Annotated in this window: 24 protein-coding genes and 7 pseudogenes; 10 read left to right on the forward strand and 21 right to left on the reverse strand. The window is 38.7% G+C overall.

The annotated features are described in order from the left end of the window. Positions 1 to 27 precede the first annotated feature (27 nt). Entirely contained in the window at positions 28 to 1,665 is a 1,638-nt protein-coding gene (pgm, locus tag AYJ55_RS06635) for a phosphoglucomutase (alpha-D-glucose-1,6-bisphosphate-dependent) (RefSeq protein WP_063654984.1), read from the forward strand. Here pgm and AYJ55_RS32755 read toward each other — a convergent pair. Beyond that, a pseudogene (locus AYJ55_RS32755) lies at positions 1,552 to 1,796 on the reverse strand (hypothetical protein); the annotation flags it as partial. The gene pgm and the pseudogene AYJ55_RS32755 sit on opposite strands and share 114 nt — an antisense overlap. Positions 1,797 to 2,070: 274 nt before the next feature. Here AYJ55_RS32755 and AYJ55_RS06640 point away from each other — a divergent pair. Beyond that, positions 2,071 to 3,045: an IS701 family transposase gene (locus tag AYJ55_RS06640; RefSeq protein ID WP_063654986.1), complete on the forward strand. Its 975-nt coding sequence runs from the start codon at positions 2,071 to 2,073 to the stop codon at positions 3,043 to 3,045. A 223-nt stretch (positions 3,046 to 3,268) separates the two neighbouring features. Here the strand turns inward: AYJ55_RS06640 and kdpE are convergent, their stop codons facing one another. Genes kdpE through kdpF form a run of 6 tightly spaced genes read right to left on the reverse strand, consistent with a single transcriptional unit; the run spans position 3,269 to position 11,153 of the window. Further along, a complete protein-coding gene (kdpE, locus tag AYJ55_RS06645) occupies positions 3,269 to 3,952 on the reverse strand; it encodes a two-component system response regulator KdpE (RefSeq protein WP_063654988.1) in 684 nt (227 codons plus the stop codon). Then, positions 3,949 to 6,648 carry a two-component system sensor histidine kinase KdpD gene (kdpD, locus tag AYJ55_RS06650; RefSeq protein ID WP_063654990.1) on the reverse strand — a complete coding sequence of 900 codons (2,700 nt, stop codon included), beginning with the start codon at positions 6,646 to 6,648 and terminating at the stop codon, positions 3,949 to 3,951. The genes kdpE and kdpD overlap by 4 nt, the downstream gene beginning before the upstream one ends. A 9-nt stretch (positions 6,649 to 6,657) precedes the next feature. Then, entirely contained in the window at positions 6,658 to 7,251 is a 594-nt protein-coding gene (kdpC, locus tag AYJ55_RS06655; RefSeq protein WP_063654992.1) for a potassium-transporting ATPase subunit KdpC, read from the reverse strand. A gap of 13 nt (positions 7,252 to 7,264) precedes the next feature. Beyond that, positions 7,265 to 9,334, reverse strand: a complete 2,070-nt coding sequence (gene kdpB / locus AYJ55_RS06660; RefSeq protein ID WP_063654995.1) for a potassium-transporting ATPase subunit KdpB — start codon at positions 9,332 to 9,334, stop codon at positions 7,265 to 7,267. Positions 9,335 to 9,344: 10 nt separating this feature from the next. Next, positions 9,345 to 11,048: a potassium-transporting ATPase subunit KdpA gene (kdpA, locus tag AYJ55_RS06665; protein WP_063654997.1), complete on the reverse strand. Its 1,704-nt coding sequence runs from the start codon at positions 11,046 to 11,048 to the stop codon at positions 9,345 to 9,347. Then, on the reverse strand, positions 11,049 to 11,153 hold the full coding sequence (gene kdpF / locus AYJ55_RS35670) for a K(+)-transporting ATPase subunit F (protein WP_409013939.1): 105 nt from the start codon (positions 11,151 to 11,153) through the stop codon (positions 11,049 to 11,051). It abuts the gene before it with no gap. 375 nt (positions 11,154 to 11,528) lie between these two features. On the opposite strand from kdpF, the pseudogene AYJ55_RS06670 reads away from it, so the two are divergent. Both AYJ55_RS06670 and AYJ55_RS35675 read left to right on the forward strand, forming a co-directional pair. Continuing rightward, positions 11,529 to 12,250 (forward strand): annotated as a pseudogene (locus AYJ55_RS06670) (IS701 family transposase); the annotation flags it as partial. A 199-nt stretch (positions 12,251 to 12,449) separates the two neighbouring features. Beyond that, positions 12,450 to 12,706 (forward strand): annotated as a pseudogene (locus AYJ55_RS35675) (transposase); the annotation flags it as partial. A gap of 143 nt (positions 12,707 to 12,849) precedes the next feature. Here the strand turns inward: AYJ55_RS35675 and AYJ55_RS25235 are convergent. The 4 genes and pseudogenes from AYJ55_RS25235 to AYJ55_RS06685 all read right to left on the reverse strand — a co-directional run bounded on the left by AYJ55_RS25235 (position 12,850) and on the right by AYJ55_RS06685 (position 14,448). Continuing rightward, the gene (locus tag AYJ55_RS25235; protein WP_063653499.1) at positions 12,850 to 13,338 is read right to left on the reverse strand and encodes an IS630 family transposase; all 489 of its coding nucleotides are present in this window, start codon (positions 13,336 to 13,338) and stop codon (positions 12,850 to 12,852) included. 17 nt (positions 13,339 to 13,355) lie between these two features. Next, a pseudogene (locus AYJ55_RS32760) lies at positions 13,356 to 13,673 on the reverse strand (IS630 transposase-related protein); the annotation flags it as partial. A gap of 33 nt (positions 13,674 to 13,706) precedes the next feature. Further along, positions 13,707 to 14,159 carry a transposase gene (locus AYJ55_RS28275; protein ID WP_162505368.1) on the reverse strand — a complete coding sequence of 151 codons (453 nt, stop codon included), beginning with the start codon at positions 14,157 to 14,159 and terminating at the stop codon, positions 13,707 to 13,709. Further along, complete coding sequence (locus AYJ55_RS06685) at positions 14,083 to 14,448, reverse strand: IS630 transposase-related protein (RefSeq protein ID WP_063653415.1); 366 nt, start codon at positions 14,446 to 14,448, stop codon at positions 14,083 to 14,085. The genes AYJ55_RS28275 and AYJ55_RS06685 overlap by 77 nt, the downstream gene beginning before the upstream one ends. 151 nt (positions 14,449 to 14,599) lie before the next feature. Here AYJ55_RS06685 and AYJ55_RS06690 point away from each other — a divergent pair, with 151 nt between their 5' ends. Both AYJ55_RS06690 and AYJ55_RS06695 read left to right on the forward strand, forming a co-directional pair. Further along, positions 14,600 to 14,929: a tail fiber assembly protein gene (locus AYJ55_RS06690; protein ID WP_063655007.1), complete on the forward strand. Its 330-nt coding sequence runs from the start codon at positions 14,600 to 14,602 to the stop codon at positions 14,927 to 14,929. A 77-nt stretch (positions 14,930 to 15,006) separates the two neighbouring features. After that, positions 15,007 to 15,405 (forward strand): annotated as a pseudogene (locus AYJ55_RS06695) (helix-turn-helix domain-containing protein); the annotation flags it as partial. Positions 15,406 to 15,453: 48 nt separating this feature from the next. On the opposite strand, the gene AYJ55_RS06700 reads toward AYJ55_RS06695, so the two are convergent. Both AYJ55_RS06700 and AYJ55_RS06705 read right to left on the reverse strand, forming a co-directional pair. Continuing rightward, positions 15,454 to 15,657, reverse strand: a complete 204-nt coding sequence (locus AYJ55_RS06700; protein ID WP_425393778.1) for an ATP-binding protein — start codon at positions 15,655 to 15,657, stop codon at positions 15,454 to 15,456. Between the two features lie 174 nt (positions 15,658 to 15,831). Further along, positions 15,832 to 16,221, reverse strand: a complete 390-nt coding sequence (locus tag AYJ55_RS06705; protein ID WP_245677288.1) for an ATP-binding protein — start codon at positions 16,219 to 16,221, stop codon at positions 15,832 to 15,834. Positions 16,222 to 16,648: 427 nt separating this feature from the next. On the opposite strand from AYJ55_RS06705, the pseudogene AYJ55_RS06710 reads away from it, so the two are divergent. The 4 genes and pseudogenes from AYJ55_RS06710 to AYJ55_RS25245 form a co-directional block, all read left to right on the forward strand. Next, positions 16,649 to 17,221 (forward strand): annotated as a pseudogene (locus AYJ55_RS06710) (helix-turn-helix domain-containing protein); the annotation flags it as partial. A gap of 159 nt (positions 17,222 to 17,380) precedes the next feature. Continuing rightward, entirely contained in the window at positions 17,381 to 17,746 is a 366-nt protein-coding gene (locus AYJ55_RS06715) for an IS630 transposase-related protein (RefSeq protein WP_063653415.1), read from the forward strand. Beyond that, positions 17,715 to 18,203 carry an IS630 family transposase gene (locus AYJ55_RS06720; protein ID WP_063653499.1) on the forward strand — a complete coding sequence of 163 codons (489 nt, stop codon included), beginning with the start codon at positions 17,715 to 17,717 and terminating at the stop codon, positions 18,201 to 18,203. Before AYJ55_RS06715 ends, AYJ55_RS06720 begins: the two co-directional genes overlap by 32 nt. A gap of 6 nt (positions 18,204 to 18,209) precedes the next feature. Next, a pseudogene (locus AYJ55_RS25245) lies at positions 18,210 to 18,579 on the forward strand (integrase core domain-containing protein); the annotation flags it as partial. A gap of 33 nt (positions 18,580 to 18,612) precedes the next feature. Here AYJ55_RS25245 and AYJ55_RS28280 read toward each other — a convergent pair. The 8 genes from AYJ55_RS28280 to sctD form a co-directional block, all read right to left on the reverse strand. Beyond that, positions 18,613 to 18,795, reverse strand: a complete 183-nt coding sequence (locus tag AYJ55_RS28280) for a hypothetical protein (RefSeq protein WP_187153189.1) — start codon at positions 18,793 to 18,795, stop codon at positions 18,613 to 18,615. A gap of 95 nt (positions 18,796 to 18,890) precedes the next feature. Beyond that, a complete protein-coding gene (gene sseD / locus AYJ55_RS06725) occupies positions 18,891 to 19,487 on the reverse strand; it encodes a type III secretion system translocon protein SseD (RefSeq protein WP_063655016.1) in 597 nt (198 codons plus the stop codon). A 356-nt stretch (positions 19,488 to 19,843) separates the two neighbouring features. Beyond that, complete coding sequence (gene sctE, locus AYJ55_RS06730; RefSeq protein ID WP_063655152.1) at positions 19,844 to 21,274, reverse strand: type III secretion system translocon subunit SseC family protein; 1,431 nt, start codon at positions 21,272 to 21,274, stop codon at positions 19,844 to 19,846. 1 nt (position 21,275) lies between these two features. Continuing rightward, complete coding sequence (locus AYJ55_RS06735) at positions 21,276 to 21,749, reverse strand: SycD/LcrH family type III secretion system chaperone (RefSeq protein WP_063655018.1); 474 nt, start codon at positions 21,747 to 21,749, stop codon at positions 21,276 to 21,278. 10 nt (positions 21,750 to 21,759) lie between these two features. Then, the gene (gene sseB / locus AYJ55_RS06740; protein WP_063655020.1) at positions 21,760 to 22,326 is read right to left on the reverse strand and encodes a type III secretion system translocon protein SseB; all 567 of its coding nucleotides are present in this window, start codon (positions 22,324 to 22,326) and stop codon (positions 21,760 to 21,762) included. A gap of 16 nt (positions 22,327 to 22,342) precedes the next feature. Next, the gene (locus tag AYJ55_RS06745; protein ID WP_063655022.1) at positions 22,343 to 22,699 is read right to left on the reverse strand and encodes a hypothetical protein; all 357 of its coding nucleotides are present in this window, start codon (positions 22,697 to 22,699) and stop codon (positions 22,343 to 22,345) included. Positions 22,700 to 22,771: 72 nt separating this feature from the next. Then, on the reverse strand, positions 22,772 to 22,969 hold the full coding sequence (locus AYJ55_RS06750; protein ID WP_063655024.1) for a hypothetical protein: 198 nt from the start codon (positions 22,967 to 22,969) through the stop codon (positions 22,772 to 22,774). A gap of 8 nt (positions 22,970 to 22,977) precedes the next feature. Beyond that, on the reverse strand, positions 22,978 to 24,183 hold the full coding sequence (sctD, locus tag AYJ55_RS06755) for a type III secretion system inner membrane ring subunit SctD (RefSeq protein ID WP_063655026.1): 1,206 nt from the start codon (positions 24,181 to 24,183) through the stop codon (positions 22,978 to 22,980). Position 24,184: the final 1 nt, after the last annotated feature.

The following is a 24,184-nucleotide window of genomic DNA, read 5'->3' on the forward strand; positions in this document are numbered from 1 at the left end:
TACAGCTGTTCCTGCGGAGAGAAATAAGTGGCATTACATAAACGTGCTGGGCAATCTGCCCAACAAAGTGATTTAATAAATGTTGAACAGTTGGTCGCACAATATTATTCACTACAACCGCAAGTAAAAAATCCTGCTCATAGCGTTAAATTTGGTACATCAGGTCATCGTGGTAGTGCTTGTCGTCATAGTTTTAATGAGCAACATATTTTAGCGATTACACAAGCTATCATCGAAGTCCGTCGATTAAATGGAATTATTGGCCCGTGTTTAGTGGGAAAAGATACTCATGCTTTATCCGCGCCTGCTTTTATGACGGTTGTTGAAGTGTTGATCGCGAATGGGGTTGAAGTCATCGCGCAACAAGACGATGGTTTTACACCAACACCGGCTGTTTCTCACGCTATATTGGATTATAATCGTCAGCATGAAGCAAAAGCCGATGGTATTGTGATCACGCCTTCACATAATCCTCCAGAAGATGGTGGCATCAAATATAATCCACCCCATGGCGGCCCTGCTGATGAAGTACTGACGGCTGAAATTGAACGCAGGGCAAATCAATTTATTGCTGATCAATTATCAGCTATCCAACGTATCAATTATCAGGTCGCTATTAAAGATCCTCACTATCAACAACAATATCTTGTTGAGCCTTATGTGGTTGCTTTGAGTGATGTTATTGATATGGCTGCGATCAAAAAAGCAGGATTAAAAATAGGTGTTGATCCGTTAGGGGGCGCCGGAATAAATTATTGGAAACGCATTGCTGAATATTATCAACTCGATTTAGAGTTAGTTAATGAACAAATAGATCCAACATTTAGTTTTATGCCTTTAGATCATGATGGTGTGATTCGGATGGATTGTTCTTCGCGCTGGGCGATGAAAGGCTTATTGGATTTGCGTAATAAATTTGATTTAGCTTTTGCTAATGATCCGGATTATGATCGTCATGGAATTATAACGCCAGCGGGATTGATGGATCCAAATCATTATCTCGCTGTTGCTATCGATTATCTCTTTCGCCATCGGCCTCAATGGAAAAAAGAGGTTGCAGTGGGCAAAACATTAGTCTCTAGTGCCATGATCGATCGTGTGGTTGCCGATTTAGGACGTGAATTAGTTGAAGTACCGGTTGGTTTCAAATGGTTTGTTGATGGTTTATATCAGGGTAAGTATGGTTTTGCTGGTGAAGAGAGCGCTGGTGCTGCTTTCTTACGATTTGATGGAACGCCATGGACGACCGACAAAGATGGTATCATTCTCTGTTTGTTAGCCGCTGAAATGACGGCGGTGACAGGGGAAAACCCGCAGCAGCGCTATCAAGAACTTGCTCACCGTTTTGGTGAACCTTGCTATAGTCGTATCCAGGCTAAAGCTAGCCATAAACAAAAACAACGTTTAGCTAAATTGTCCGCTGAAATGGTATCCGCAGATATGCTGGCCGGTGATCCGATTATTGCCCGTTTAACCAAAGCGCCAGGCAATGGCGCAGCGATTGGTGGTTTAAAAGTAATAACAGATTATGGTTGGTTCACAGCACGACCATCAGGTACTGAAGAAGCTTATAAAATTTACTGTGAAAGTTTCCGTGGTAAGGAGCATCTTAATTTGATTGAACAGGAAGCTATCCTGATTGTTAATCAAGTTATTGCAGATTGAGCAGTTTATTATCCGTTGCGCTGTAAAACTTCGTCCTTCAGATGGGTATGTAAAGCGTGGTCTTCAGATTAGCCAGGTGTTTGCTGCTGTTCAATGTATTGCCGAATGATCGATATTAGAGCACCGGCACATAAGTGTCAGGTATGTGGATATAATGCGAACACAGATATCAACAGTGCTCGTAATATTTTAGCGACAGGACAAGCCGTGCTTACCTGTAGAGGGACGGTGCAATTAGACCGCCCGTTGAAGCAGGAACCCACCTAAATGATCCAGACTTCGGTCTGAACCTAGTAGGGATCCTCGCCCTTCAGGGCGAGGAGGATTTCAATCAATCACGAGTTTCGCAATCTCCAAAAAAGAAGTATAAAGTTCAAAACAAGAAAAAATTAGGGTGTTCATATTTTGTCCGGTTATCCATGCATTAAAAATATCTATAAAACATTCTTACAAGTAAGCAGTGTAAGATACTCTGGTTTGGCGTTATCAGAAGTAAGCCCATCGCCTTTATCTCATGACACTATCAGTCGATGGCTAAAAAGTAGATGTTTTCGACCTAAAGACCTATGGCGATTAGTTCAACCTTCTATAGACAAAAAAAGCCCTTGCGTACTAATTGCCGATGATACATTGATTGCCAAAACACGTAGTAAAAAAATAGAGATGGTCCATTATCAATATTCAGGTAATGAACATGATGTTATTGCTGGCGTAGGTTTAGTTAATTTACGTTGGCATAATCTAACAACTGTTGAATCAATTCCTATTGATTATCGTATTTATGATAAAGATTCTGATGGAAAAACAAAAAACACGCACTTTTCCGAAATGCTCGTTCTTGCTAAAAAAAGAGGGATCATACCAGAAGCGGTAGTGATGGATGCCTGGTATTCTAGCCTGGATAATCTCAAATCAATTCGCTCTCATGGTTGGGGCTGGGTAACCACGCTGAGGAAAAACAGGATTGTTAACCATAATAAACAACTGAACAAGTTAGACATCTCAGAAGAAGGAACACCAATACACTTACGAGGTTATGGTTGGATGACAGTTTTCAAATTTATAGCCAAAAACGGCCGTATTAATTACTTAGTAACAAACAAAGACAATCCCACCCGTGAATACGTCAAATCTATCATGGATGCCCGTTGGTCTGTTGACGTTTATCATCGAGAAGTTAAACAAAATTGTGGTATTGAACGCTGTCAGGCTCGCACTAGCCGAGCGCAAAGAAATCATATTTTTCTTGCTATTTTTGCGTGGTTTGAACAACATAAACGTCGTATATCTGAAAAAATAACCCTTTATCAACAAAATTGGGACGTAATCAAAAATGCTATTACTGAGCACATCCGTGTTTTATTAGCGTACCCAAATTAGTTTTGTGCGAAACTCGTGTCTAACTTAAATTAATTATCCGAAATAAGAGTAGATCGGTTAGGTTCTATATTAATATCCCTTTAACACCCTCCTTGCCCTTTAGGGCAGGAAGGATGTTAATCTATAAAGGTCACATAATAGATTTGTTAGGTTAGATATTGATAAAAACAGTGATAATGCAAAATTAAGTGCATTATCATAATAAAGATAAAGTTGATTTTTATTAAGGCATAAAACGGTAGCCAATTCCAGTTTCAGTCAGTAGGTGTACTGGTTGAGTTGGATCGTTTTCCAATTTTTGCCTTAAATGTCCCATATAAATACGTAAGTAATGATTATGTTCAACATAGTTAGGACCCCAAATTTGTCGTAGCAGATGACGTTGAGTTAACACTTTGCCGCTATTAGCGATAAATTCACTGAGCAAACGAAACTCAATTGGAGTAAGGTGGAGTTTTTGCTGATTTTTCGTTACTCGTCGATTGATTAAATCAACACTAATATCACCAAATCGAAATATTGGGTCTAGCTGATTTTTACGTGCATAGCGGCGTAGGGCAACTCTCACTCTGGCCAGTAGTTCACTGATGCCAAATGGCTTGGTTAAATAATCATCTGCACCGGCATCCAGCGCCATGACTTTATCTGTTTCATCTGCCCGTGCCGACAATACTAATACCGGAATATGGCTCCATTGGCGTAAGTCACGGATCAAATCAATACCGTCACCATCAGGTAAGCCAAGATCGAGGATCAACAAATCCGGCTTGCGGGTTGCTGACTCGATAAGTCCTCGCTGATAAGTTTCTGCTTCATATACACGAAAATTTTCACCTTCTAATGCCAGTTTGACAAATCGTCGTATCTCTTTTTCGTCTTCAATGATTAAAATATTGTGCTGGATCACTCCGTTTCAATTCCCTCTTCTATAGTAGGAACTTCTTTTAAAGGTAAAACAAAGTGGAAAGTTGCTCCACTTTTTTTGTTATTCTCCGCCCAAATTTCGCCATTATGAAGCTTAATAATCGCTTGGCAAATGGCCAGGCCTAAACCCACACCAGGAATGGAAGATTCTTTTTTAGCCCGAGAAAATTTATCAAAAATAAATTCTTCCTGTCCTTCCGGTATGCCGATACCTTTATCCCAAATTTCAATATGGACATATTTACCTTGAGGATAGGCATCAATGCCAATAGAAGAGTTTTCAGCTGAGTATTTAATTGCGTTTTCCAGTAAATTAATGATCACACGTTCGAGTAAATTGGCATCGCAATAAAGTAATAGCTCAGCAGGAACATTAATTTTAGTTGGGTGGCTTTTTAATGCATATTCGAGAGAACGTAATGCGCTACCGATAATTTCTTGTAATGATTCCCAGGCAAGAGTTGGTATAATGCCACCGGACTGGATCCGCGCCATATCTAGCAGATTATTGACTAATCTTGAGGTGCTTAGGATTTGCTGACGTATTTGGTTAGCTTTTTCGGTATGAGGTGAATGTTCAGCACTTAATTCCAACATCAATATTTCTGTTTGGCCAAATATTACCGTGAGTGGGGTCCGCATATCATGAGAAAGTGCTGCCAATAGAGAGTTTCTCAGTTGTTCGCGTTCAGTATCCAGTTTGGCAGATTCTGCTTGTCTAGCAAGTTGTAATCGTTCAAATGCATTGGCAATCAAGCCAGTAAAAGTTTGTAGCAGTCGTTGCTGTTCAGGGATCAGTAATTGACGCAAATTTTGTGGTTCGATAGCTAATATGGCTAAAGTTTCTTTTGAAGTCGCAATCGGTTGTAATTGATAAGGCACGCTAGGTAATGTATCTGTTCCGGCACCCGCTGGTTGATTTTTATCAAAGCTCCATAATGCAATTGCCTGATCAATTTGTATTTGACCATAGTCAGCCAGTTTAAGCGGAACCAGTTGTTGATGATCATTGGGTAGCAACAGACTGACTTTTGCTTTAAAGGCATTGGAAAGGAAGTGATAACCTGTTTTTGCAATATCAATTTCATTCAGAGCTCGGCTTAGCTCTTTGGTCATTTCGTAAAGATGGCGAGTCCGTTGTTCACGATAACGAGCAACTTTAGCTTGATAGCGCATACCAGCAGCGAGATTTCCTACTAAAAGACCAACAACCAGCATGACAATGAAGGTTATCAAATATTGCATATCAAAAACAACAAAGGAAAAATGGGGCTGGACAATAAACAGATCGAAACCGATAATATTAATAAATGCAGCAAAGATAGAAGGATTTCGGCCATACAGCAGAGCGATAATAACAACCGCTAATACATAAACAGTGACAACATTAGCCTGTTCGAAATTAAGTAAAAAGCGATTAGAAAATAGGGTGATGGTAATACATAACAGAGCGGCGAACAGATACCCCTGGATATTTCCTCGCCATTTGTCACTTAGCGGCCGGCGTTCAGTCTCTTTTTCCCATGAGGTACTTTCATCCAGTGCAATGATAATCAGATCTAAATCAGGCCCTAACTTGCCTAAGCGTTCAGCAAAATCAGGGCGAATTTTACAGTTTAGCAGTCTCCACGATTTATTTTGCTTACGACCAATAATAATTTTTCCTAAGTTATGCTCACGAGCATAATCTAAAATAGCTTTTTCTTCATTTGCATCAGCCAGGGTTGAGGTTTCTGCGCCTAAATCTTGGGCCAATTTTAGTGCTTTGAGAATGGCGCGTCGTTTCTCCTCTGCTATTGCATGTAATTTAGGGGTTTCTACATACACGGCATGCCAACTACAACCCAGCTTAGCGGCTAGTCTAGCTGCCGATCTAACCAATTTTTCATTTCCTATGTTGTGACCAATGCAAACTAATAAATTATCGTGAGTATGCCAAACTTGAGAGTAACCTTGGGTATCGCGATACTCACGCATTTGATTATCGACACGATCGACGGTACATCTTAGTGATAACTCTCTCAGGGCAATTAAGTTGCCTTTGCGAAAGAAATGTTCAATTGCTCGTTCGGCTTGTCCGTCAATATAGACTTTTCCTTCATTGAGCCGTTGGCGCAGGTCGTCAGGTGGTAAATCGACTAAAACAATTTCACTGGCTTGGTCAAAAATATGATCAGGTACCGTTTCACGCACGCGAATACCGGTAATACTGCCGACAATATCGTTTAAACTCTCTAAGTGTTGTACGTTAATCGTGGTTAAAACATCAATACCGGCATCTAATAACTCTTCAACGTCTTGCCAGCGTTTAGGATGACGACTGCCATGCGGGTTACTAAAAGCTAATTCATCCATTAAAATAATGGCAGGGTGACGCGCTAAAGCACCGTCAATATCAAAGGTATTAATTTTACGTCTGTGGTAGCGGATCCGTTTTGCTGGCAGTTGTGGCAACCCTTCCAATAACGCAGCAGTTTCTGATCGATTGTGCGTTTCTACCACACCAATGACAACATCAAGCCCTTGAGAGCGAAGCCGTTGGGCTTCTTGTAGCATTGCATAGGTTTTTCCTACTCCAGCGTAGGCGCCGAAGAAGATCTTTAAATTGCCGCGAATTTTTTCATTGGCAATACACAATAAATCTTCAGGGGTAGGGCGTTTCGGTTCCTGGCTCTCCATCTATCAACCTTATTGTATTTTTGCATTCTCAGATTGTTCAAGCACATCAAGAGCTATATTAAGTTTAAGCACATTAATGACAGGTTCACCTAAGAAACTAAAGAAAGGTTGTTCGGTGTTATCGGTAATTAAGTGTCTAATTTTATGTAAAGCGAGTCGGCGCACTTTAGCAACTCTAGCTGCTTGATAATATGCTGCACTTGGTGAAATATGAGGATCTAATCCACTGGCTGAAGCCGTTATCAGATCGACAGGAACGGCCACGTTATTTTGATTATTGAAAATTTTAATTTGTTGAGCACGAACAGCAAACTGTTTTTGTAATTCGGGATTATTGACCGCCAAGTTACTGCCACTCGAAGCTAATCCATTATAAGGGCTATCAGGCGTTGCTGACGGCCGCCCATGAAAATATTTAACATCAGTAATCGATTGGCCAATCAGTGCCGAACCGATAGTACGGTTATTCTTTTCGATCAATGAGCCTTTAGCTTGATAATTAAAGAAAGCATTTGATAAACCAGTAATAAATAATGGATAAACAATTCCGGTTGTGATAGTTAGAAAAATAAATAACACAAATGAAGAACGTAACACATTCATATTCAATACCTTATTAGGAGGACATAAACAGGCTAAGCAGTAGATCAATCAGCTTGATACCAATAAATGGTATAACTAAACCACTTAATCCATAAATCCATAAATTACGGCGTAGTAATGCTATTGCACTCATTGGATGGTAACTAACGCCTTTTAGCGCTAATGGGATCAGGGCAACAATAATTAATGCATTAAAAATAACTGCTGATAGGATCGCTGAAGAGGGAGAGTGTAATTGCATGATATTTAATATATTAAGCTGAGGATAGGTCACTGAAAAAGCAGTAGGAATAATGGCAAAATATTTGGCAATATCATTAGCAATACTAAAGGTTGAAAGAGAGCCTCTGGTCATCAACATCTGCTTACCAACGTGAACGACTTCGATAAGCTTAGTCGGATTTGAGTCAAGATCGACCATATTACCGGCTTCTTTTGCTGCTTGAGTGCCAGAATTCATGGCAACAGCAACGTCGGCTTGTGCCAGTGCTGGCGCATCATTAGTGCCATCACCTGTCATAGCAACCAGGCTCCCATCTGCCTGATATTGGCGGATCAATGCCAGTTTAGCTTGAGGGGTTGCCTCGGCCAGAAAATCATCAACGCCGGCCTCAGCGGCAATGGCTGCAGCCGTCAAATGGTTATCACCGGTGATCATCACGGTTTTAATTCCCATCCGGCGCATTTCAGCAAAACGTCCTTTGATGCCTCCTTTTATAATATCTTTTAAGGCGACAACACCAAGAATTTTTTGATTCTCAACAACAACTAATGGTGTTTCTCCTTTACGGGCAACTTCTTCGACTAATTTTTCTGTTTCAGCTGGGATTCTGGCATGACTGGTTTCCAAATAACGACGAATAGAATCGGCCGAGCCTTTTCTGATCACACGATCACCCACATTAACGCCACTCATACGTGTCATGGCAGAAAAAGGAACAAAAGTGGCATTTAATGCCTGTAGATCACGTTCACGTAAATTAAACAATTGCTTAGCTAAGATAACAATGCTACGTCCTTCTGGTGTCTCATCAGCCAGTGATGATAGTTGGGCAGCATCAGCCAGTTGTTGCTCTGAAACACCTTTAATGGGTAAGAATTTAGACGCTTGGCGATTACCTAAGGTAATAGTACCTGTTTTATCGAGCAATAAGACATCGACATCACCGGCAGCTTCTACAGCGCGTCCACTGGTTGCGATCACATTTGCGGCTAACATTCGGCTCATACCGGCAACGCCAATTGAAGAGAGTAATCCGCCGATCGTAGTCGGGATCAAACAAACTAATAACGCAATCAGTACCACAATAGAAATTGGACTACCGCTACCATTGATTTCAGCGCTAAATAAACTGAAAGGATAGAGTGTTGAACAGATTAATAGAAAAATAATCGTTAATGCAGTTAATAGTATGATTAAGGCGATTTCATTAGGTGTTTTGCGTCGTTGAGCACCTTCAACCATCGAGATCATGCGATCAAGAAAAGTTTCACCAGGATTGACCGTACATTGGATAATTAACCAATCAGATAGTACACGCGTTCCTCCCGTTACTGAAGAAAAATCACCCCCAGACTCCCTAATAACAGGAGCTGATTCACCGGTAATGGCACTCTCATCAACGGAAGCGCCGCCTTCAAGTACTTCACCATCGCAAGGAATAATTCCGCCCGCTTTAACCAGTACGATATCCCCTTTTCTTATTTGATCAGAGTTAATTTTCTCTTTTGCTGCCTGATAATCGGCACTGGCTAAACGAGTAGTAATGCTTTGTTTTTTAACACCTTTAAGGCTAGCTGCTTGCGCTTTACTGCGCCCTTCAGCCAATGCTTCGGCAAAATTAGCAAATAGAACGGTAAACCATAACCAAACCGCAATTATGCCGGTAAATAGCGTACTGTTGTCAACTGATGGCGTGAATAATTGATAAAACCAAATTAATGCCGTTAATATACTACCGATATAAACGATAAACATAACTGGATTGCGCCACTGAATTTGTGGAGCACATTTTTTTATAGCGTCAAATAATGCTTGGTGGATCAATTTACTATCAAACAATAGGCTGATATTTTTGTTCATTTATATTCCCTTATTGGACGGAATGCCAAAGTTGTAAATGTTCAGCAATTGGCCCAAGTGCCAGGGCAGGCACAAAAGTGAGTGCACCAATAACGAAAACAGTTAGTATTAACAAGCCAATAAAGAGTGAGCCATGAGTTGGTAATGTGGCAAAGCTCTCAGCCTGGCGCTTTTTCCTTACCATAATACCCGCAATAGCTATTACTGCAGTGATTAAGCCAAAACGACCAACAAACATAACAATACTCAGCGTAATATTATAAAATAGGTTATTGCTATTTAATCCTGCAAAAGCGCTACCATTATTATTCGCAGCTGAGGAAAACGCATAAAGAACTTCACTAAAGCCGTGAGCGCCAGGATTTAAAATAGCACTGCGTCCTGCTTCGGTAAAAAGTGCCAGTGTTGTTCCTAGCAATGTTAAAGCGGGGGTGATTAAAATAGCGATAGCGGTTAATTTCATTTCCTGAATTTCGATTTTTTTCCCCAGATATTCAGGCGCTCGACCTATCATTAAACCCGCCAGGAAAACGGCCAGCATAACAAATAGTAGCATGCCATATAACCCTGAACCTACGCCACCAAATACCACCTCACCAAGTTGCATAAGCCACATTGGTATCATCCCTCCCAATGCAGTAAAAGAATCATGCATGGCGTTTACTGCACCGCAGGAGGTTGCTGTTGTAATGACAGCATAGAGTGCCGAAATTAAAATCCCAAAGCGACTTTCTTTACCTTCCAGATTAATATTACTGTTAGCACCTGAAAGCATCAATTGTGGGTTACCTTGCATTTCTGCGTAAACAACGATAGCGATAGCAAGAGTGAAAATGATCCCCATTGTCCAAATTAATGTTGTACTTTGCCGACTATCACCGACCACGCGGCCAAATGCAAAACAGAGTGCAGTGGGAATTAAAAGAATGGCAATCATTTGGCTAAAATTGGTTAACGCGGTAGGATTTTCGAAAGGGTGTGCTGAATTGGTGGCAAAAAATCCGCCGCCATTAGTACCTAATAATTTGATTGCTTCCTGTGAAGCGACGGGTCCCATTGGGATAATTTGGTTTTGATTTTGTAATGTTTCTACCACTAGATACGGCGAAAAATTTTGTAACACACCTTGGCTGACAAAAAATAAGGCAAAAATAATCGCCAGTGGTAGTAAAAGATAGAGTGTAATACGAGCAATATCTATCCAGGCATTGCCTAGCGTTTTTACCCCTTGGCGTGCAAAAGCGCGGATCAGCGCGAAAGCTACTGCAATACCGGTAGCAGCAGATAAGAAATTCTGTACCGTTAGCCCCGTCATTTGGCTAAAATAACTTAAGGTGTGTTCTCCACTGTAGGCTTGCCAATTAGTATTGGTGATAAAACTAATTGTGGTATTAAGTGCAAGATCCCAATTTAGATTGATAAATTTTTGTGGATTGAGCGGTAGATTGTATTGATTGATTAATAGCAGAAAGAGAAATACGCCACCAATAACGTTAAACAGCAGCAGCGCAGTAACGTATTGTCGCCAATTCATTTCATGTATTTCACCGCAGGGTTTGCGCAACCGACAGCAACTCCATAAGCCGGATTCTATTTTGAAAACCCAGATCGGTAAATCACTTTCAATCAATAAAGCGATATAATTTCCTACAAATTTAGCGAGAACAAGTAGGAGAATTAAAAAACTGGCAATTAATAAAGCACTACTTACCATTTAAAAATCCTCCGCATGAATAAGCGCATAAATCAAATAGAGAAATAATATTCCAATTAGAATGATCCCTGTGATAGAAAAGATGGACACAGTTTGTCTCCTCATGATTTTAATGTACTGAGCTTAAGTCTTTCAATGCAAAGAATCTGATAAAAAGTCTACACATAGTGTAAAAATAGTATAAAAATACCAATATAATAGTTTGTCTGTTATTACTGTTATCGCTATTTTTTGTTACAATAAGTAAACCGCAGTTAATATAATATTTATTTATTGTAATAATGGCTGCTTTTTTATTGTTTAATAAGCAAATAAATTACGATATAAAGAAAAGTGCTGAAAAAAACAGCAAAAAAGTGGTCTAATGAGTAGTGATGCTGGTTTTTATCAGATAAAATTTTTATTCATTGCCACGAGTTTCGCAATCTCCAAAAAAGAAGTATAAATTTAAAAACAAGAAAAAATTAGGGTGTTCATATTTTGTCCGGTTATCCATTCATTAAAAATATCTATAAACATTCTTACAAGTAAGCAGTGTAAGATACTCTGGTTTGGCGTTATCAGAAGTAAGCCCATCGCCTTTATCTCATGACACTATTAGTCGATGGCTAAAAGTAGATGTTTTCGACCTAAAGACCTATGGCGATTAGTTCAACCTTCTCCTTCTATAGACAAAAAAAAGCCCTTGCGTACTAATTGTCGATGATACATTGATTGCCAAAACACGTAGTAAAAAAATAGAGATGGTCCATTATCAATATTCAGGTAATGAACATGATGTTATTGCTGGCATAGGTTTAGTTAATTTACTTTGGCATAATCTAACAACTGTTGAATCAATTCCTATTGATTATCGTATTTATGATAAAGATTCTGATGGAAAAACAAAAAACACGCACTTTTCCGAAATGCTCGCTCTTGCTAAAAAAAGAGGGATCATACCAGAAGCGGTAGTGATGGATGCCTGGTATTCTAGCCTGGATAATCTGAAATCAATTCGCTCTCATGGTTGGGTCTGGGTAACCACGCTGAGGAAAAACAGGATTGTTAACCATAACAAACAGCTGAACAAGTTAGACATCTCAGAAGAAGGAATTCCAATACACTTACGAGGCTACGGTTGGGTGACTGTTTTCAAATTTACAGCCAAAAACGGCCGTATTGATTACATAGTAACAAACAAAGACAATCCCACCCGTCAATCCCACGAGTTTCGCACCAATAAAAAACGCTCTATTTTTAAGTTTAATTCAGCATAATATATAAATAGACAAAATCTTATAAATTAAAAGCAACTTATTGTAATTTAAGCAAATTTATACGTTTTAGTAACTTGCAAATTAACCATTGCTTTTAAGCCATTTCTGGAATTTTATATGCCTGTGCGAAACTCGTGAATAGGTCAAATCTATCATGGATGCCCGTTGGTCTGTTGAAGTTTATCATCGAGAAGTTAAACAAAATTGTGGTATTGAACGCTGTCAGGCTCGCACGAGCCGAGCGCAAAGAAAAATCATATTTTTCTCGCTATTTCTGCGTGGTTTGAACAACATAAACGTCGTATATCTGAAAAAATAACCCTTTATCAACAAAATTGGCATGTAATCAAAAATGCTATTACTGAGCACATCTGTGTTTTATTAGCGTACCCAAATTAGTTTTGTGCGAAACTCGTGAAGGAATCAAAATGTTCAGAATTTTTAAAGCCTTATACCTACACGAGTGATACCTGTGAGTTGCTTGGTCCTTGTGATGCTTACACGGATGAAACTCATGATATAGCTAGGCGACTTAATTTTGATTACAGCATATGTATTAAAAACAGGTCATCGATAGTGCATCCTGTTTCCATCTTTTTACGTTTAGCTTGAGACCATTTATGTTCTATAGGATTTAAATCTGGTGAATACACAGGCAAATATTCTATCTGGTGTCCTGCGTTTATAATTGCCTGTTCAATATTCTTACCTTTGTGAAAGCTAGCGTTGTCCATAAAAATAACAGAATTTTCAGGAAGTTCTGGGAGCAATATTTTTGTGATCCAAACATAAAAAACATCACGATTAATATTGCAATCAAATAATCCGATAGCAAAAAGGGTTGTTCCCAATAAAGCGCCAATAACATTTGTTCTTCCCTTAGCACCCCAGTTTTTCAGGCCAAAACAACGGTGACCTTTTGGGGAATAGCCGTGAGTTCGTGGAGTGTCATGTGAAAAACCACTTTCATCAATAAAAACAACAGATTTATCTTTTTTTTCATACTGTTGTCTTTTTTGCTGATGTGCCAGCCTGTCGCTTTCGTTGGTTTTTGGATGGAATAGAGTTTTTTTTTATAGGTTAATCCCAGCTTTTTAAGGGATTGCCAAATAGTCTTTTTACAAACACCGAATCGCTCTGCCCGTTCCTTTTGGTAAGCATCTGGATACTGTTCCACATCTTTTGCTAAAGCATTTTTATCGAGCTTCCTCTTACGTGGCGTTGAATTTTTTGGCTCTGGTCGTTTAAGCCAACGTACTAAAGACGCTTTTCCAATACGGAATTGTTTCGCAGTTTCTCGAATTGTTAAACCTTCGGCTTTCCTTACAGATATTACTTTACGTCGAAAATCAATTGTATAACTCATAACACACCTTGTAATCAAAATTAAGTCGCCTAGCTATATAGGATTTAAATCTGGTGAATACACAGGCAAATATTCTATCTGGTGTCCTGCGTTTATAATTGCCTGTTCAATATTCTTACCTTTGTGAAAGCTAGCGTTGTCCATAAAAATAACAGAATTTTCAGGAAGTTCTGGGAGCAATATTTTTGTGATCCAAACATAAAAAACATCACGATTAATATTGCAATCAAATAATCCGATAGCAAAAAGGGTTGTTCCCAATAAAGCGCCAATAACATTTGTTCTTCCCTTAGCACCCCAGTTTTTCAGGCCAAAACAACGGTGACCTTTTGGGGAATAGCCGTGAGTTCGTGGAGTGTCATGTGAAAAACCACTTTCATCAATAAAAACAACAGATTTATCTTTTTTTTCATACTGTTGTCTTTTTTGCTGATGTGCCAGCCTGTCGCTTTCGTTGGTTTTTGGATGGAATAGAGTTTTTTTTATAGGTTAATCCCAGCTTTTTAAGGGATTGCCAAATAGTCTTTTTACAAACACCGAATCGCTCTGCCCGTTCCTTTTGGTAAGCATCTGGATACTGTTCCACATCTTTTGCTAAAGCATTTTTATCGAGCTTCCTCTTACGTGGCGTTGAATTTTTTGGCTCTGGTCGTTTAAGCCAACGTACTAAAGACGCTTTTCCAATACGGAATTGTTTCGCAGTTTCTCGAATTGTTAAACCTTCGGCTTTCCTTACAGATATTACTTTACGTCGAAAATCAATTGTATAACTCATAACACACCTTGTAATCAAAATTAAGTCGCCTAGCTATATACTGCCTTTTCATACTGAGAAAAAACCGCTTGATAAAAAAGACGGTTTCGCTGTTGTTTTTAACGAACAAAATCAGGAATGGGAATATCAGGAAGATCATCGAGGCTTGGTCTTGTTTGATACGAAAAGTCGACAATCTGTTACCCTTGAAAAATTAGGAAAAGTGCCGGAATATTTAACATCATTAGCCCCAACAAGCCAATTTGATGTCTGGGACGGTGAAAAATGGATCAAGGATACCGAAGCTGGAAAATTAGCAGAAAGACAGAAATTAGAAGGAATAAAACAACAAAAATTATATGATGCGACTCGTGAAATTGCTCCTCTTCAAGATGCTGTAGATTTAGATATAGCAACCGAAGAGGAAAGAAAGCGATTGATAACCTGGAAAAAATATCGTGTATTAGTCAATCGTATAAAAACTGTATTAATCTTAACTTAATCTGACAATTCTGATTTAAAAAAGGGAGTTACCGGTTTTAATTAAAATCATGAGATAATTAAATAAAAGGTAATTCTATGTATCAAACAAATAATCCTATCATCAAACATAAAGTCGGGTTACTTAACCTTGCTGAAGAGCTTCATAACGTATCAAAAGCTTGTAAGATTATGGGTGTATCCCAAGATACTTTCTATCGCTATCAAGAGCTTGTTAACGATGGTGGGATCGATACCTTAATTAATCAAAATCGACGGGTACCTAACGTAAAAAATAGAGTAGATGAACAGATTGAAAGCGCTGTAGTTGAGTATGCGATTGAATACCCTGCACACGGACAACACCGCAGTAGTAATGAACTAAGAAAAAAAGGAATTTTTGTTTCGGGAAGTGGTGTTCGTTCTATTTGGCTACGTCATCATCTTGAAAATTTTAAAAAACGTCTAAAGGCGCTAGTGTCAACGATCACCGAAAACTGATCCACTTTTTAGCTAAATACGATCAATCAAAATTGATCCACTATTTTACTCGGTTATTGCTCCTGAGCGCCGCTTATCTTTCAATCGATAGCTTTCACCGCTCAATTGCAGTACATGCGAATGATGAAGTAAACGATCAAGCATAGCGGTGGTTAATGTTACGTCATCAGCAAAGGCACTGGGCCATTGCCCAAATGATAAGTTACTCGTCAATATAACACTGCCATGTTCATAACGCTTGGCAATCACATTAAGCATGTTGCTCAATAGTGAAATAAAGTTGCTTAAAATAAAAACAAGTTAGATACATCTAAAAAATACAAAAATAGTTTATTTTTTAATCTTACATGGGTTATTTTTAATGCAAAAATTGATTATTTTATCATCAGCGGCTGGTTTTTTTGTAAGTCATAATTAATTTTGCTATTGAGCAACAGGCTTATTGAAAAATAGGTTTGCTTCCTCTCGCCCAAACGGTAGGTATCCAATCTCATCTATGATCAACAACTTCGGTGCCATCACCGAACGTGATAGATATTGTTTGAGCTTATTTTGTCGTTTAGCCGTTGAGAGTTGCAGCATCAGTTCAGCCGCTGTCGTAAAGCGGGTTTTCCTCTTGGCCTGTACTGCTTTTAATCTTAATCCAATAGCTAAATGCGTTTTGCCTACACCGCTTGGGCCAGGCAACACTACATTTTCATTACGCTCAATAAACGTTAATGCGCTTAATTCCTGTATTTGTTGCTTAGGAACGCCCGTTGCAAACTTAAAATCGAACGTACTGAGTTCTTTGTGCGTTGGGAATCCCGCCATCCGACTAAAGAGATTGCGAGTTCGTTCATCTCGTTGTTGTTGCTCACATTTTTATAGGGACAGTAAAAATTCTCCGTAGCTTTTGTCTTGGGCGATGCACTGTTCGGCAAGTGATGACTAATGAGTCGGAACAGAATTTAATTTCAATGACTCACACAGGTGTTCAATTTGTTCATGCAATAACATGTTCACCTCCCAGCAATGCTTCATATACGCTGATTGAGTGTTGCAAATTTACAGATTCAAGGGGCGGTACGATACGGATATTAAGCGTATTAGTCTGCGAGATAGATTGGCAAACCCTTGCTGGTAAGGGAAGAAGATACTTAACTATATTAGTCTTAACTTAATCTGACAATTCTGATTTAAAAAAGAGCGTTATCGGTTTTAATTAACATCATTAGATAATCAAATAAAAGGTAATTCTATGTATCAAACAAATAATCCTATCATCAAACATAAAGTCGGGTTACTTAACCTCGCTGAAGAGCTTAATAACGTCTCAAAAGCCTGTAAGATTATGGGGGTATCCCGAGATACGTTTTATCGCTACCAGGAACTTGTTAACGATGGTGGGATAGACGCTTTAATTAATCAAAATCGACGGGTGCCTAACGTAAAAAATAGAGTAGATGAACAGATTGAAAGCGCTGTAGTTGAGTATGCGATTGAATACCCTGCACACGGACAACACCGCAGTAGTAATAAAGGCATTTTTGTTTCGGGGAGTGGCGTTCGCTCTATTTGGCTGCGCCATAATCTCGAAAATTTTACAAAACGCCTAAAAGTGCTTGAAGATAAAATCGCAACAGAAGGAATTATCCTGTCAGAATCACAAATCAGTGCATCTAGAAAAGAAAGCGCAAGATGATGAAGCCTGTGGTGAGATTGAAACAGCGCATCCAGGTTATCTGGGTTCACAAGAACTTTTTATGTCGGTCATTTAAAAGGCGTTGGTCGTGTTTATCAACAAACTTACATTGATACTTACAGTAAAGTCGTTCATTAAAATAGTTGCTGAATAGAGACTTGCATTTTTTGTCACGCTATAGACAATAAAAAGAGGTTTAACTTAGAAAATAACGGTTTGAAATGATCAACAAAGAGCGGTTGTTACGAGATATAGCTAGGCGACTTAATTTTGATTACAAGGTGTGTTATGAGTTATACAATTGATTTTCGACGTAAAGTAATATCTGTAAGGAAAGCCGAAGGTTTAACAATTCGAGAAACTGCGAAACAATTCCGTATTGGAAAAGCGTCTTTAGTACGTTGGCTTAAACGACCAGAGCCAAAAAATTCAACGCCACGTAAGAGGAAGCTCGATAAAAATGCTTTAGCAAAAGATGTGGAACAGTATCCAGATGCTTACCAAAAGGAACGGGCAGAGCGATTCGGTGTTTGTAAAAAGACTATTTGGCAATCCCTTAAAAAGCTGGGATTAACCTATAAAAAAAACTCTATTCCATCCAAAAACCAACGAAAGCGACAGGCTGGCACATCAGCAAAAAAGACAACAGTATGAAAAAAAAGATAAATCTGTTGTTTTTATTGATGAAAGTGGTTTTTCACATGACACTCCACGAACTCACGGCTATTCCCCAAAAGGTCACCGTTGTTTTGGCCTGAAAAACTGGGGTGCTAAGGGAAGAACAAATGTTATTGGCGCTTTATTGGGAACAACCCTTTTTGCTATCGGATTATTTGATTGCAATATTAATCGTGATGTTTTTTATGTTTGGATCACAAAAATATTGCTCCCAGAACTTCCTGAAAATTCTGTTATTTTTATGGACAACGCTAGCTTTCACAAAGGTAAGAATATTGAACAGGCAATTATAAACGCAGGACACCAGATAGAATATTTGCCTGTGTATTCACCAGATTTAAATCCTATAGAACATAAATGGTCTCAAGCTAAACGTAAAAAGATGGAAACAGGATGCACTATCGATGACCTGTTTTTAATACATATGCTGTAATCAAAATTAAGTCGCCTAGCTATACTGACGGACAGAGGCAGTGAGTATTGTGGTAAAGTTGAACATCACGATTATCAACTTTATCTCGCTATCAATGATATTGATCATACAAAAACTAAAGCTCGTTCACCTCAAACTAATGGGATTTGTGAACGTTTTCATAAAACTGTATTACAAGAGTTCTATCAGGTGGCTTTTCGTAAGAAAATCTATAGGGCTTTAGATGAATTACAAGCTGATTTAGATAAATGGTTAGCAGGAATATAATAACCAACGCACTCATCATCAAGGAAAAATGTGTTGCGGTCGAACTCCTATGGCAACTTTACACGAGGGAAAACAACTTTGGATAGAGAAAGATTTAAATCAAATTTAACCTGACAGGTACTGTATAAATAACCGGTAACTGTCAGATTAAGTCTGAGCTACTATATAATAACAGCTGTTGATATGCATCTACAGCTTGTTGGTAAGTCGCATTTAATATCTCACTGGAGAAGTTTTGTTGTGTTTGCGGCTGTGTCAATGCCTGTTGAATAATGGCTATTAATTGCTCTAACGTAACCTCCTGATTAATATTTGTCATTGTCATCTGGGTCAAAGCCTCACTTAATTAAAACCGCTCAATAGCTTATCTTGAGCGGCGCATTTTCCTTAATCTATTAATATACTACTTATTATTTAGATTTATTTATTTACTAATGCTGAGCTCATACGCGTGTATAAGTCAACTAAATCTTTGACGATAGAGCGCATTTGTTCGGATAGTTGACAGGCTTTATCCCATGAGTCCTTAATGTTTTTTGCGTAATTCTGCGCATTCATCGCTTGGAAATCACCGTCAACTTTTTTCAATTCTGCCTTTTTAGTCATTTCAGCAGAACCCAGCTGGCCACTTCCTTCCAGACTTTTACCGGCAGCTTGTCCCAAATGAGTGACGATTTCACCAAATTGTTTGGTGAAAAAACCACTTAGTATGCCAACCGAACCAGAGGCAATTTGAAATGCACCGGTTAATTTGGCTGCATCACAAGCATCTTCTATCCCTTGGCGTTTTTTATCGAGTGATGAAGTTTGTATATTCCAGCCTAATTCCTGTTGCTTTTGGTTAAACTCCTGCAAAATGTTACGCAGTTTTTTTAATACTTCAGCTAACTTAATAATCAATTCATTGATTTGAGCAATGGCATCCATACTACTACCACCATAGAGCCCACTGTTACCAACGTCATCATACTTATCGACTGAAACTGAATTAGCGGACATTAATTGAATATCATTCATAACTGCCTCCTACTAAAATTATCTGAATAATGAGTAACTACCCATTTCTTGGCGCGTTTTACACCGTGTTGTTTTAGGGCGCTTTTATGTCGTTGTTTTGTTGATCATTAAATTTCGTTATTAGCGATAATAGAGCAATATCAATATCAATATCAATATCAATTATCATTTTATGATCAACTATTAATTAGCTCTGAATTTTACTTTTCATCATTAATTTCAGGCTAATAATGTCTAAATCTGAACAAAAGTAACACTATCAATGCCTTATAATTATCAAAATCCAGCTGTTTAATTACCAACTTACGGTTAGTAATAGCTAATTGAAACAACTACAGTAAAAATATTTATTGCGCCTAAACCGTGGTACTAGCAATGCGCGCTTGCAACATACCCGTTTCACTAATCGTCTTACTTACCCCTGATAAGGTATCACTCTGTTTATCTAATAGATCTTTGATCGTTTTACCTTGCTGCTCTTTCGCTTTGTCGTACCAGTCAAAACAAAATTCCATAAAATTTTGTTGCAAGATCAATGCTTCGATCTGTTTTTGTAGCTTGGCTTTTTCTAGGCCAATAATACCGCTAGTTACCGTTTTACCGGCACTGGCCGTAACATAGACCAAATCGAGAGAAACAAAAGTACAGGCTTTAATGGCTTGTTTGATTACTTCATTACGGATTAACTTAGTGACTTGCTTAATAAGTTCTTCTGCTGTGATTTGCCCCCCTTTTTCTACTGCTTGGGTAGCTATCTTTTCAACAGATTGGGTTACCAGTGTTTGGATTGCTTCTTGACTGAAAGCCTTATTTAATGATTTAGCAATCTGTCCGCCACATTCAGCCACTTTTTCTAAGCCTTTCTCTACACCTCCACCTAATTGTTTGCCAATTTGTTCAGCGATCTGTTCAGAGACCTGCTGACCAACTTGCTTAGCAATAGTTGATATTTCTTGTGATGAATTTTTAACCACAGCTTCAGCTAATTTCGGCGCCGCTTCTTTCATGGTTTCGCCCGCTGTTTTGGCTATCGCTCTGGTCGCCGATATCGCACGCCCAGCCTGGAAAATATCTAACGCCATCGCAACAACTTCAGCACCCAACTGAACTTTACCGGCTACATTGGCAACTTCCTGGCATTTGTCTTTATCTGCACCTAGCAATATTGCCGTTTCTGCTGCAGCTTTGACCATTCCTGCAATGCCAGCAGTTAAATAAGATGAGCCACTGGCAATTTCTAATGAACCACCAACCACATCACCAACCGCGAGCCGCACCGCACCTTCAACCAGTTTGAGTGCACCATAAACAGCCTCTACCGCACCAACAATCCAATCAAAAATAGCAGCAAAAATACCGCCTCTTTGCGCTTTTTCCGATTTCTCAATTTGTTTGGCCAGTTGTTCTTGAAACTCTTTTACCCGTTTATCACGTAAAAATGCTTGGGTATCTGTCATCAATTGGCTAGCTTTCGCTACCGTATTCGCCGTATCACCAAATATCTTCAAACTCAGGTTGGCAGCCAGTAAAATCATATCGTTAATGGATGCCTTTTCGATTTGATCTAATGTGGCACCATCATCAGCTTGTAAGGCATGTAATATACGGGCAAAAGCTTGTTGCGCTTGTTGATGACTAACAACGCCATTTTTTTCATCACGATCCACATTCAACGAAACATAGGTTGGCATAGACCATTCGGGTAAACTGGCTTTTTTAGCCGGATAGCTATTGTAAACATGAGGATTTTGTTTATCCGCTGTATTAATGGATGAAGTAACACTCATATTATTCACGGTACATTTCTCCCATTAAATAAGCTAACTGTTGGTTGGCATTTTTTCTGACTTCTGGCCATTGCTCAGCCGGCAAACAACGGCATATCCTTAGCGCAGCACGAAAAGACTTCTCTGCATATTGGCGATTGCCAAGTGCCAGATAACTGATGCCAGCAAAGTAAGGGCTACGGGGATCTTGCAAACGATTCATACCCGCACGACCAAAACAAAAAATAGCCTCTTCATGTTCATGCAGTTGTTGGCAACAAGTTGCTAAAGCATAAACGTATTCAAAATTGCCTTGATTGAGTCGCATTAGTAAGAAAAAAATTCGCTTGGCACTCTGATAATCACCATAAGTCATCAGTTGCATCGCGTAGCGGTAAAGTAAATCAAGATCCTTTTGATCGACATTTGCCAAACAACTCAACGCTCCACCTTGCTGAACAAAGTCAAGTAAAGTGGCAAAATCTTTATTATCCATTGCTGCCTCCCTAACGAATGTTTTGGGCAATCGATTTATTCATTTCTGCCAACATCGTTTGCATACTATTAATTAAACCGACCGTCACACTATAACTTTGCATCACTTTTTGCAGTTGCAGCTGAGATTGAGAAACAAAATCAGAAGCACGGTTTGATACCGTTTCCAACGCCGCCTTAACCGCCTGTAGTTGACCTTGATCTAATTTGTCACCATGTTTTTTTATATAATCATCGATTGACATACCATCAACGCTAATACCGTTTTTACGCATATAGTCGATAACAGCTTCAGGAAGCTCATCGGTCGCTTTATCACCTTTTTTAGATACCCCAGCAATGATTTCATCAACCTGATTAGCCATATCCTGGGCGCTACGTGATACATCTGCTTTATGCTGCATTTGCGCATATTTTTGTTTGGCAATATCAGATAACAAACTCATAAATGTATAAAGAACCGCAATACCATCGGATAAGACTGGATCATTATATATTGCAGAGGCATCTTTAATGCCATTTAAAGCTCCAGCATTGACAGAATAATTACTTGATGTGTTTAAGACTTGAGTAGACATAATTTAGCCCTCATAACTAAATATAAGATTTAAAAGTTTTTTTTTTTGTATTTACTGCGGTGTTTGAGCCTAACGATGTATTATTTCCTTCATCAGGCTCATTATTAATTGATTTAAAAGTTTTCTCTATAACTTGAAAATTTTTTTCAAGAGAATTAATCTTAGCAAGAATATCCTTTTGGCATTTATCAATACCCTCTGGAAATGCTTGTGCTAATTTCTTTAATTTATTTTGTGCGGTTGTATTATGGCTAGATTCTTCAGTTAATTGTTTAATTTCTTGTTGCAAAGATTCAAACTCTTTCATTTGCTCAAATAACAATGAACGGCGAAAATCTAAATCCGATATTAATGCTTGAATGTCATTAAACATAATTATTTCCTTTGGTTAAAAATTTTTTATTATAAAAATAAATTTATAAAAAATAGAAAAATAAATATTTATTTAATTTTGCTTTTTATATCGTTGCGCTAAAATATTAATAACCTGTTTTGCTGCTTCTACCGCCTCCAATAATGACAACGAAGATTTCGCATCATTTTGGGTTAGACTTTCTTGGCAGTCATTTAATTGCTGTAAATAAATTGCCTGATATTCTGATTGTTGCTTTAAATTCTCTTCCAATTTTGTGATACATGTCATATGACCCCCTAAAAAGAAAATGGAATATGCACAGAATTACCATCACGATTTAAATCTAATCCAGTAAAATCGATGTAACTAACAACGTAACCATTATCCAACTGGCTATTATGTTTAAGTCGTATACCGTTACTTAACTCAACAAAAGGTGCTTTGCTATTACCTCCATAACTGACAACCTGGGCAGGTAGATAATCACTTAAATTTTCGCGAACAGGTATATTTTCAATTCTTACATCCATATGCTGTCCCGTTGAAGCGGAAAGTGAAGCAGCTAGCTGGTATATTTTTTGTTCTTTATTTGGGGCGCTCAAACCAGTGATGATGATGCTGTCTTGGCGAGATTCAACCATCAATCCACTTAATAATCCTTTACTCCGTAATGTATCGATTAATTGCTGACTAAAACCACCAATCGCATTGTTTACCTGCCAATGACGTAAGCCATTTAATTGTCTCAGTTGTTGGGTAACATTATCCCATTGCTTGCCCGATTGAATGGCGCCTGAAATAAGAATATCGCCTGCTTCTTTACCAGTTGTCACTTTTGCATGCAAATAACCATTAGCGACCAGAACTGACTGCACATTTGCTACAAGTTGATCAATACAAACGGTTTTGTCACGAAAACGAATACCATGAAATTTCAATTCTCTTTCTAGTCGTGACAAAGCGATAAAATTTTTACAATAACCACTCAACGTTAACCCACCATTACTATCCCATTGTGACTGTATCTCTACCAATTCAGGTGCCAACAGCTGCTGTTTTAACCAAATATGAGGATCAAACAGGGTGGCTGATGATGGTGGTAATAACAGTACAAATAAACTTGCCAGCAAGATAAAGAGTGAAAATCCGGCCCACAGTAATAAACTCCATTTAGTTTTACCGGCAAGTTTGGCTTCAGGTAACGGCCGCCATTGTAATGATTCATCCGCCCGTCCAACCATAAAACCAATACCTGCTAGCACAATGGCTTGGTTTAGCGGAAATGTCATAGGGCCAGTATGCATCCCACCTTCAACTAATACCGTCATCGGCTGATTCAGCGTAATACCTTGTGGCTGTATCGTCAGTGACAAAGAGGTATGACTTGCTAATGGTGCAATAATGTCACCATCGATGCCCATGGTCAGATTGCCTTCAGGCAGAAACAATTCTCGCCCTTGCATCGGACCATTTAACCATAGCAATTTATAATTGCTTGCCATG

It is taken from the genome of Candidatus Arsenophonus triatominarum (assembly GCF_001640365.1).
GTDB classification, from domain to species: Bacteria; Pseudomonadota; Gammaproteobacteria; order Enterobacterales; family Enterobacteriaceae; genus Arsenophonus; species Arsenophonus triatominarum.

Excerpts from the sequence above, each read along its gene's own strand:
- kdpD (WP_063654990.1), bottom strand. The coding sequence starts at position 6,648 with ATGGAGAGCCAGGAACCGAAACGCCCTACCCCTGAAGATTTATTGTGT.
- kdpC (WP_063654992.1), bottom strand. The coding sequence starts at position 7,251 with ATGAATGTGTTACGTTCTTCATTTGTGTTATTTATTTTTCTAACTATC.
- kdpB (WP_063654995.1), bottom strand. The coding sequence starts at position 9,334 with ATGAACAAAAATATCAGCCTATTGTTTGATAGTAAATTGATCCACCAA.
- kdpA (WP_063654997.1), bottom strand. The coding sequence starts at position 11,048 with ATGGTAAGTAGTGCTTTATTAATTGCCAGTTTTTTAATTCTCCTACTT.
- kdpF (WP_409013939.1), bottom strand. The coding sequence starts at position 11,153 with ATGAGGAGACAAACTGTGTCCATCTTTTCTATCACAGGGATCATTCTA.
- AYJ55_RS06685 (WP_063653415.1), bottom strand. The coding sequence starts at position 14,448 with ATGAGTTATACAATTGATTTTCGACGTAAAGTAATATCTGTAAGGAAA.
- AYJ55_RS06705 (WP_245677288.1), bottom strand. The coding sequence starts at position 16,221 with ATGGCGGGATTCCCAACGCACAAAGAACTCAGTACGTTCGATTTTAAG.
- AYJ55_RS06715 (WP_063653415.1), top strand. The coding sequence starts at position 17,381 with ATGAGTTATACAATTGATTTTCGACGTAAAGTAATATCTGTAAGGAAA.
- AYJ55_RS28280 (WP_187153189.1), bottom strand. The coding sequence starts at position 18,795 with ATGACAATGACAAATATTAATCAGGAGGTTACGTTAGAGCAATTAATA.
- sseD (WP_063655016.1), bottom strand. The coding sequence starts at position 19,487 with ATGAATGATATTCAATTAATGTCCGCTAATTCAGTTTCAGTCGATAAG.
- sctE (WP_063655152.1), bottom strand. The coding sequence starts at position 21,274 with ATGAGTGTTACTTCATCCATTAATACAGCGGATAAACAAAATCCTCAT.
- AYJ55_RS06735 (WP_063655018.1), bottom strand. The coding sequence starts at position 21,749 with ATGGATAATAAAGATTTTGCCACTTTACTTGACTTTGTTCAGCAAGGT.
- sseB (WP_063655020.1), bottom strand. The coding sequence starts at position 22,326 with ATGTCTACTCAAGTCTTAAACACATCAAGTAATTATTCTGTCAATGCT.
- AYJ55_RS06745 (WP_063655022.1), bottom strand. The coding sequence starts at position 22,699 with ATGTTTAATGACATTCAAGCATTAATATCGGATTTAGATTTTCGCCGT.
- AYJ55_RS06750 (WP_063655024.1), bottom strand. The coding sequence starts at position 22,969 with ATGACATGTATCACAAAATTGGAAGAGAATTTAAAGCAACAATCAGAA.
- sctD (WP_063655026.1), bottom strand. The coding sequence starts at position 24,183 with ATGGCAAGCAATTATAAATTGCTATGGTTAAATGGTCCGATGCAAGGG.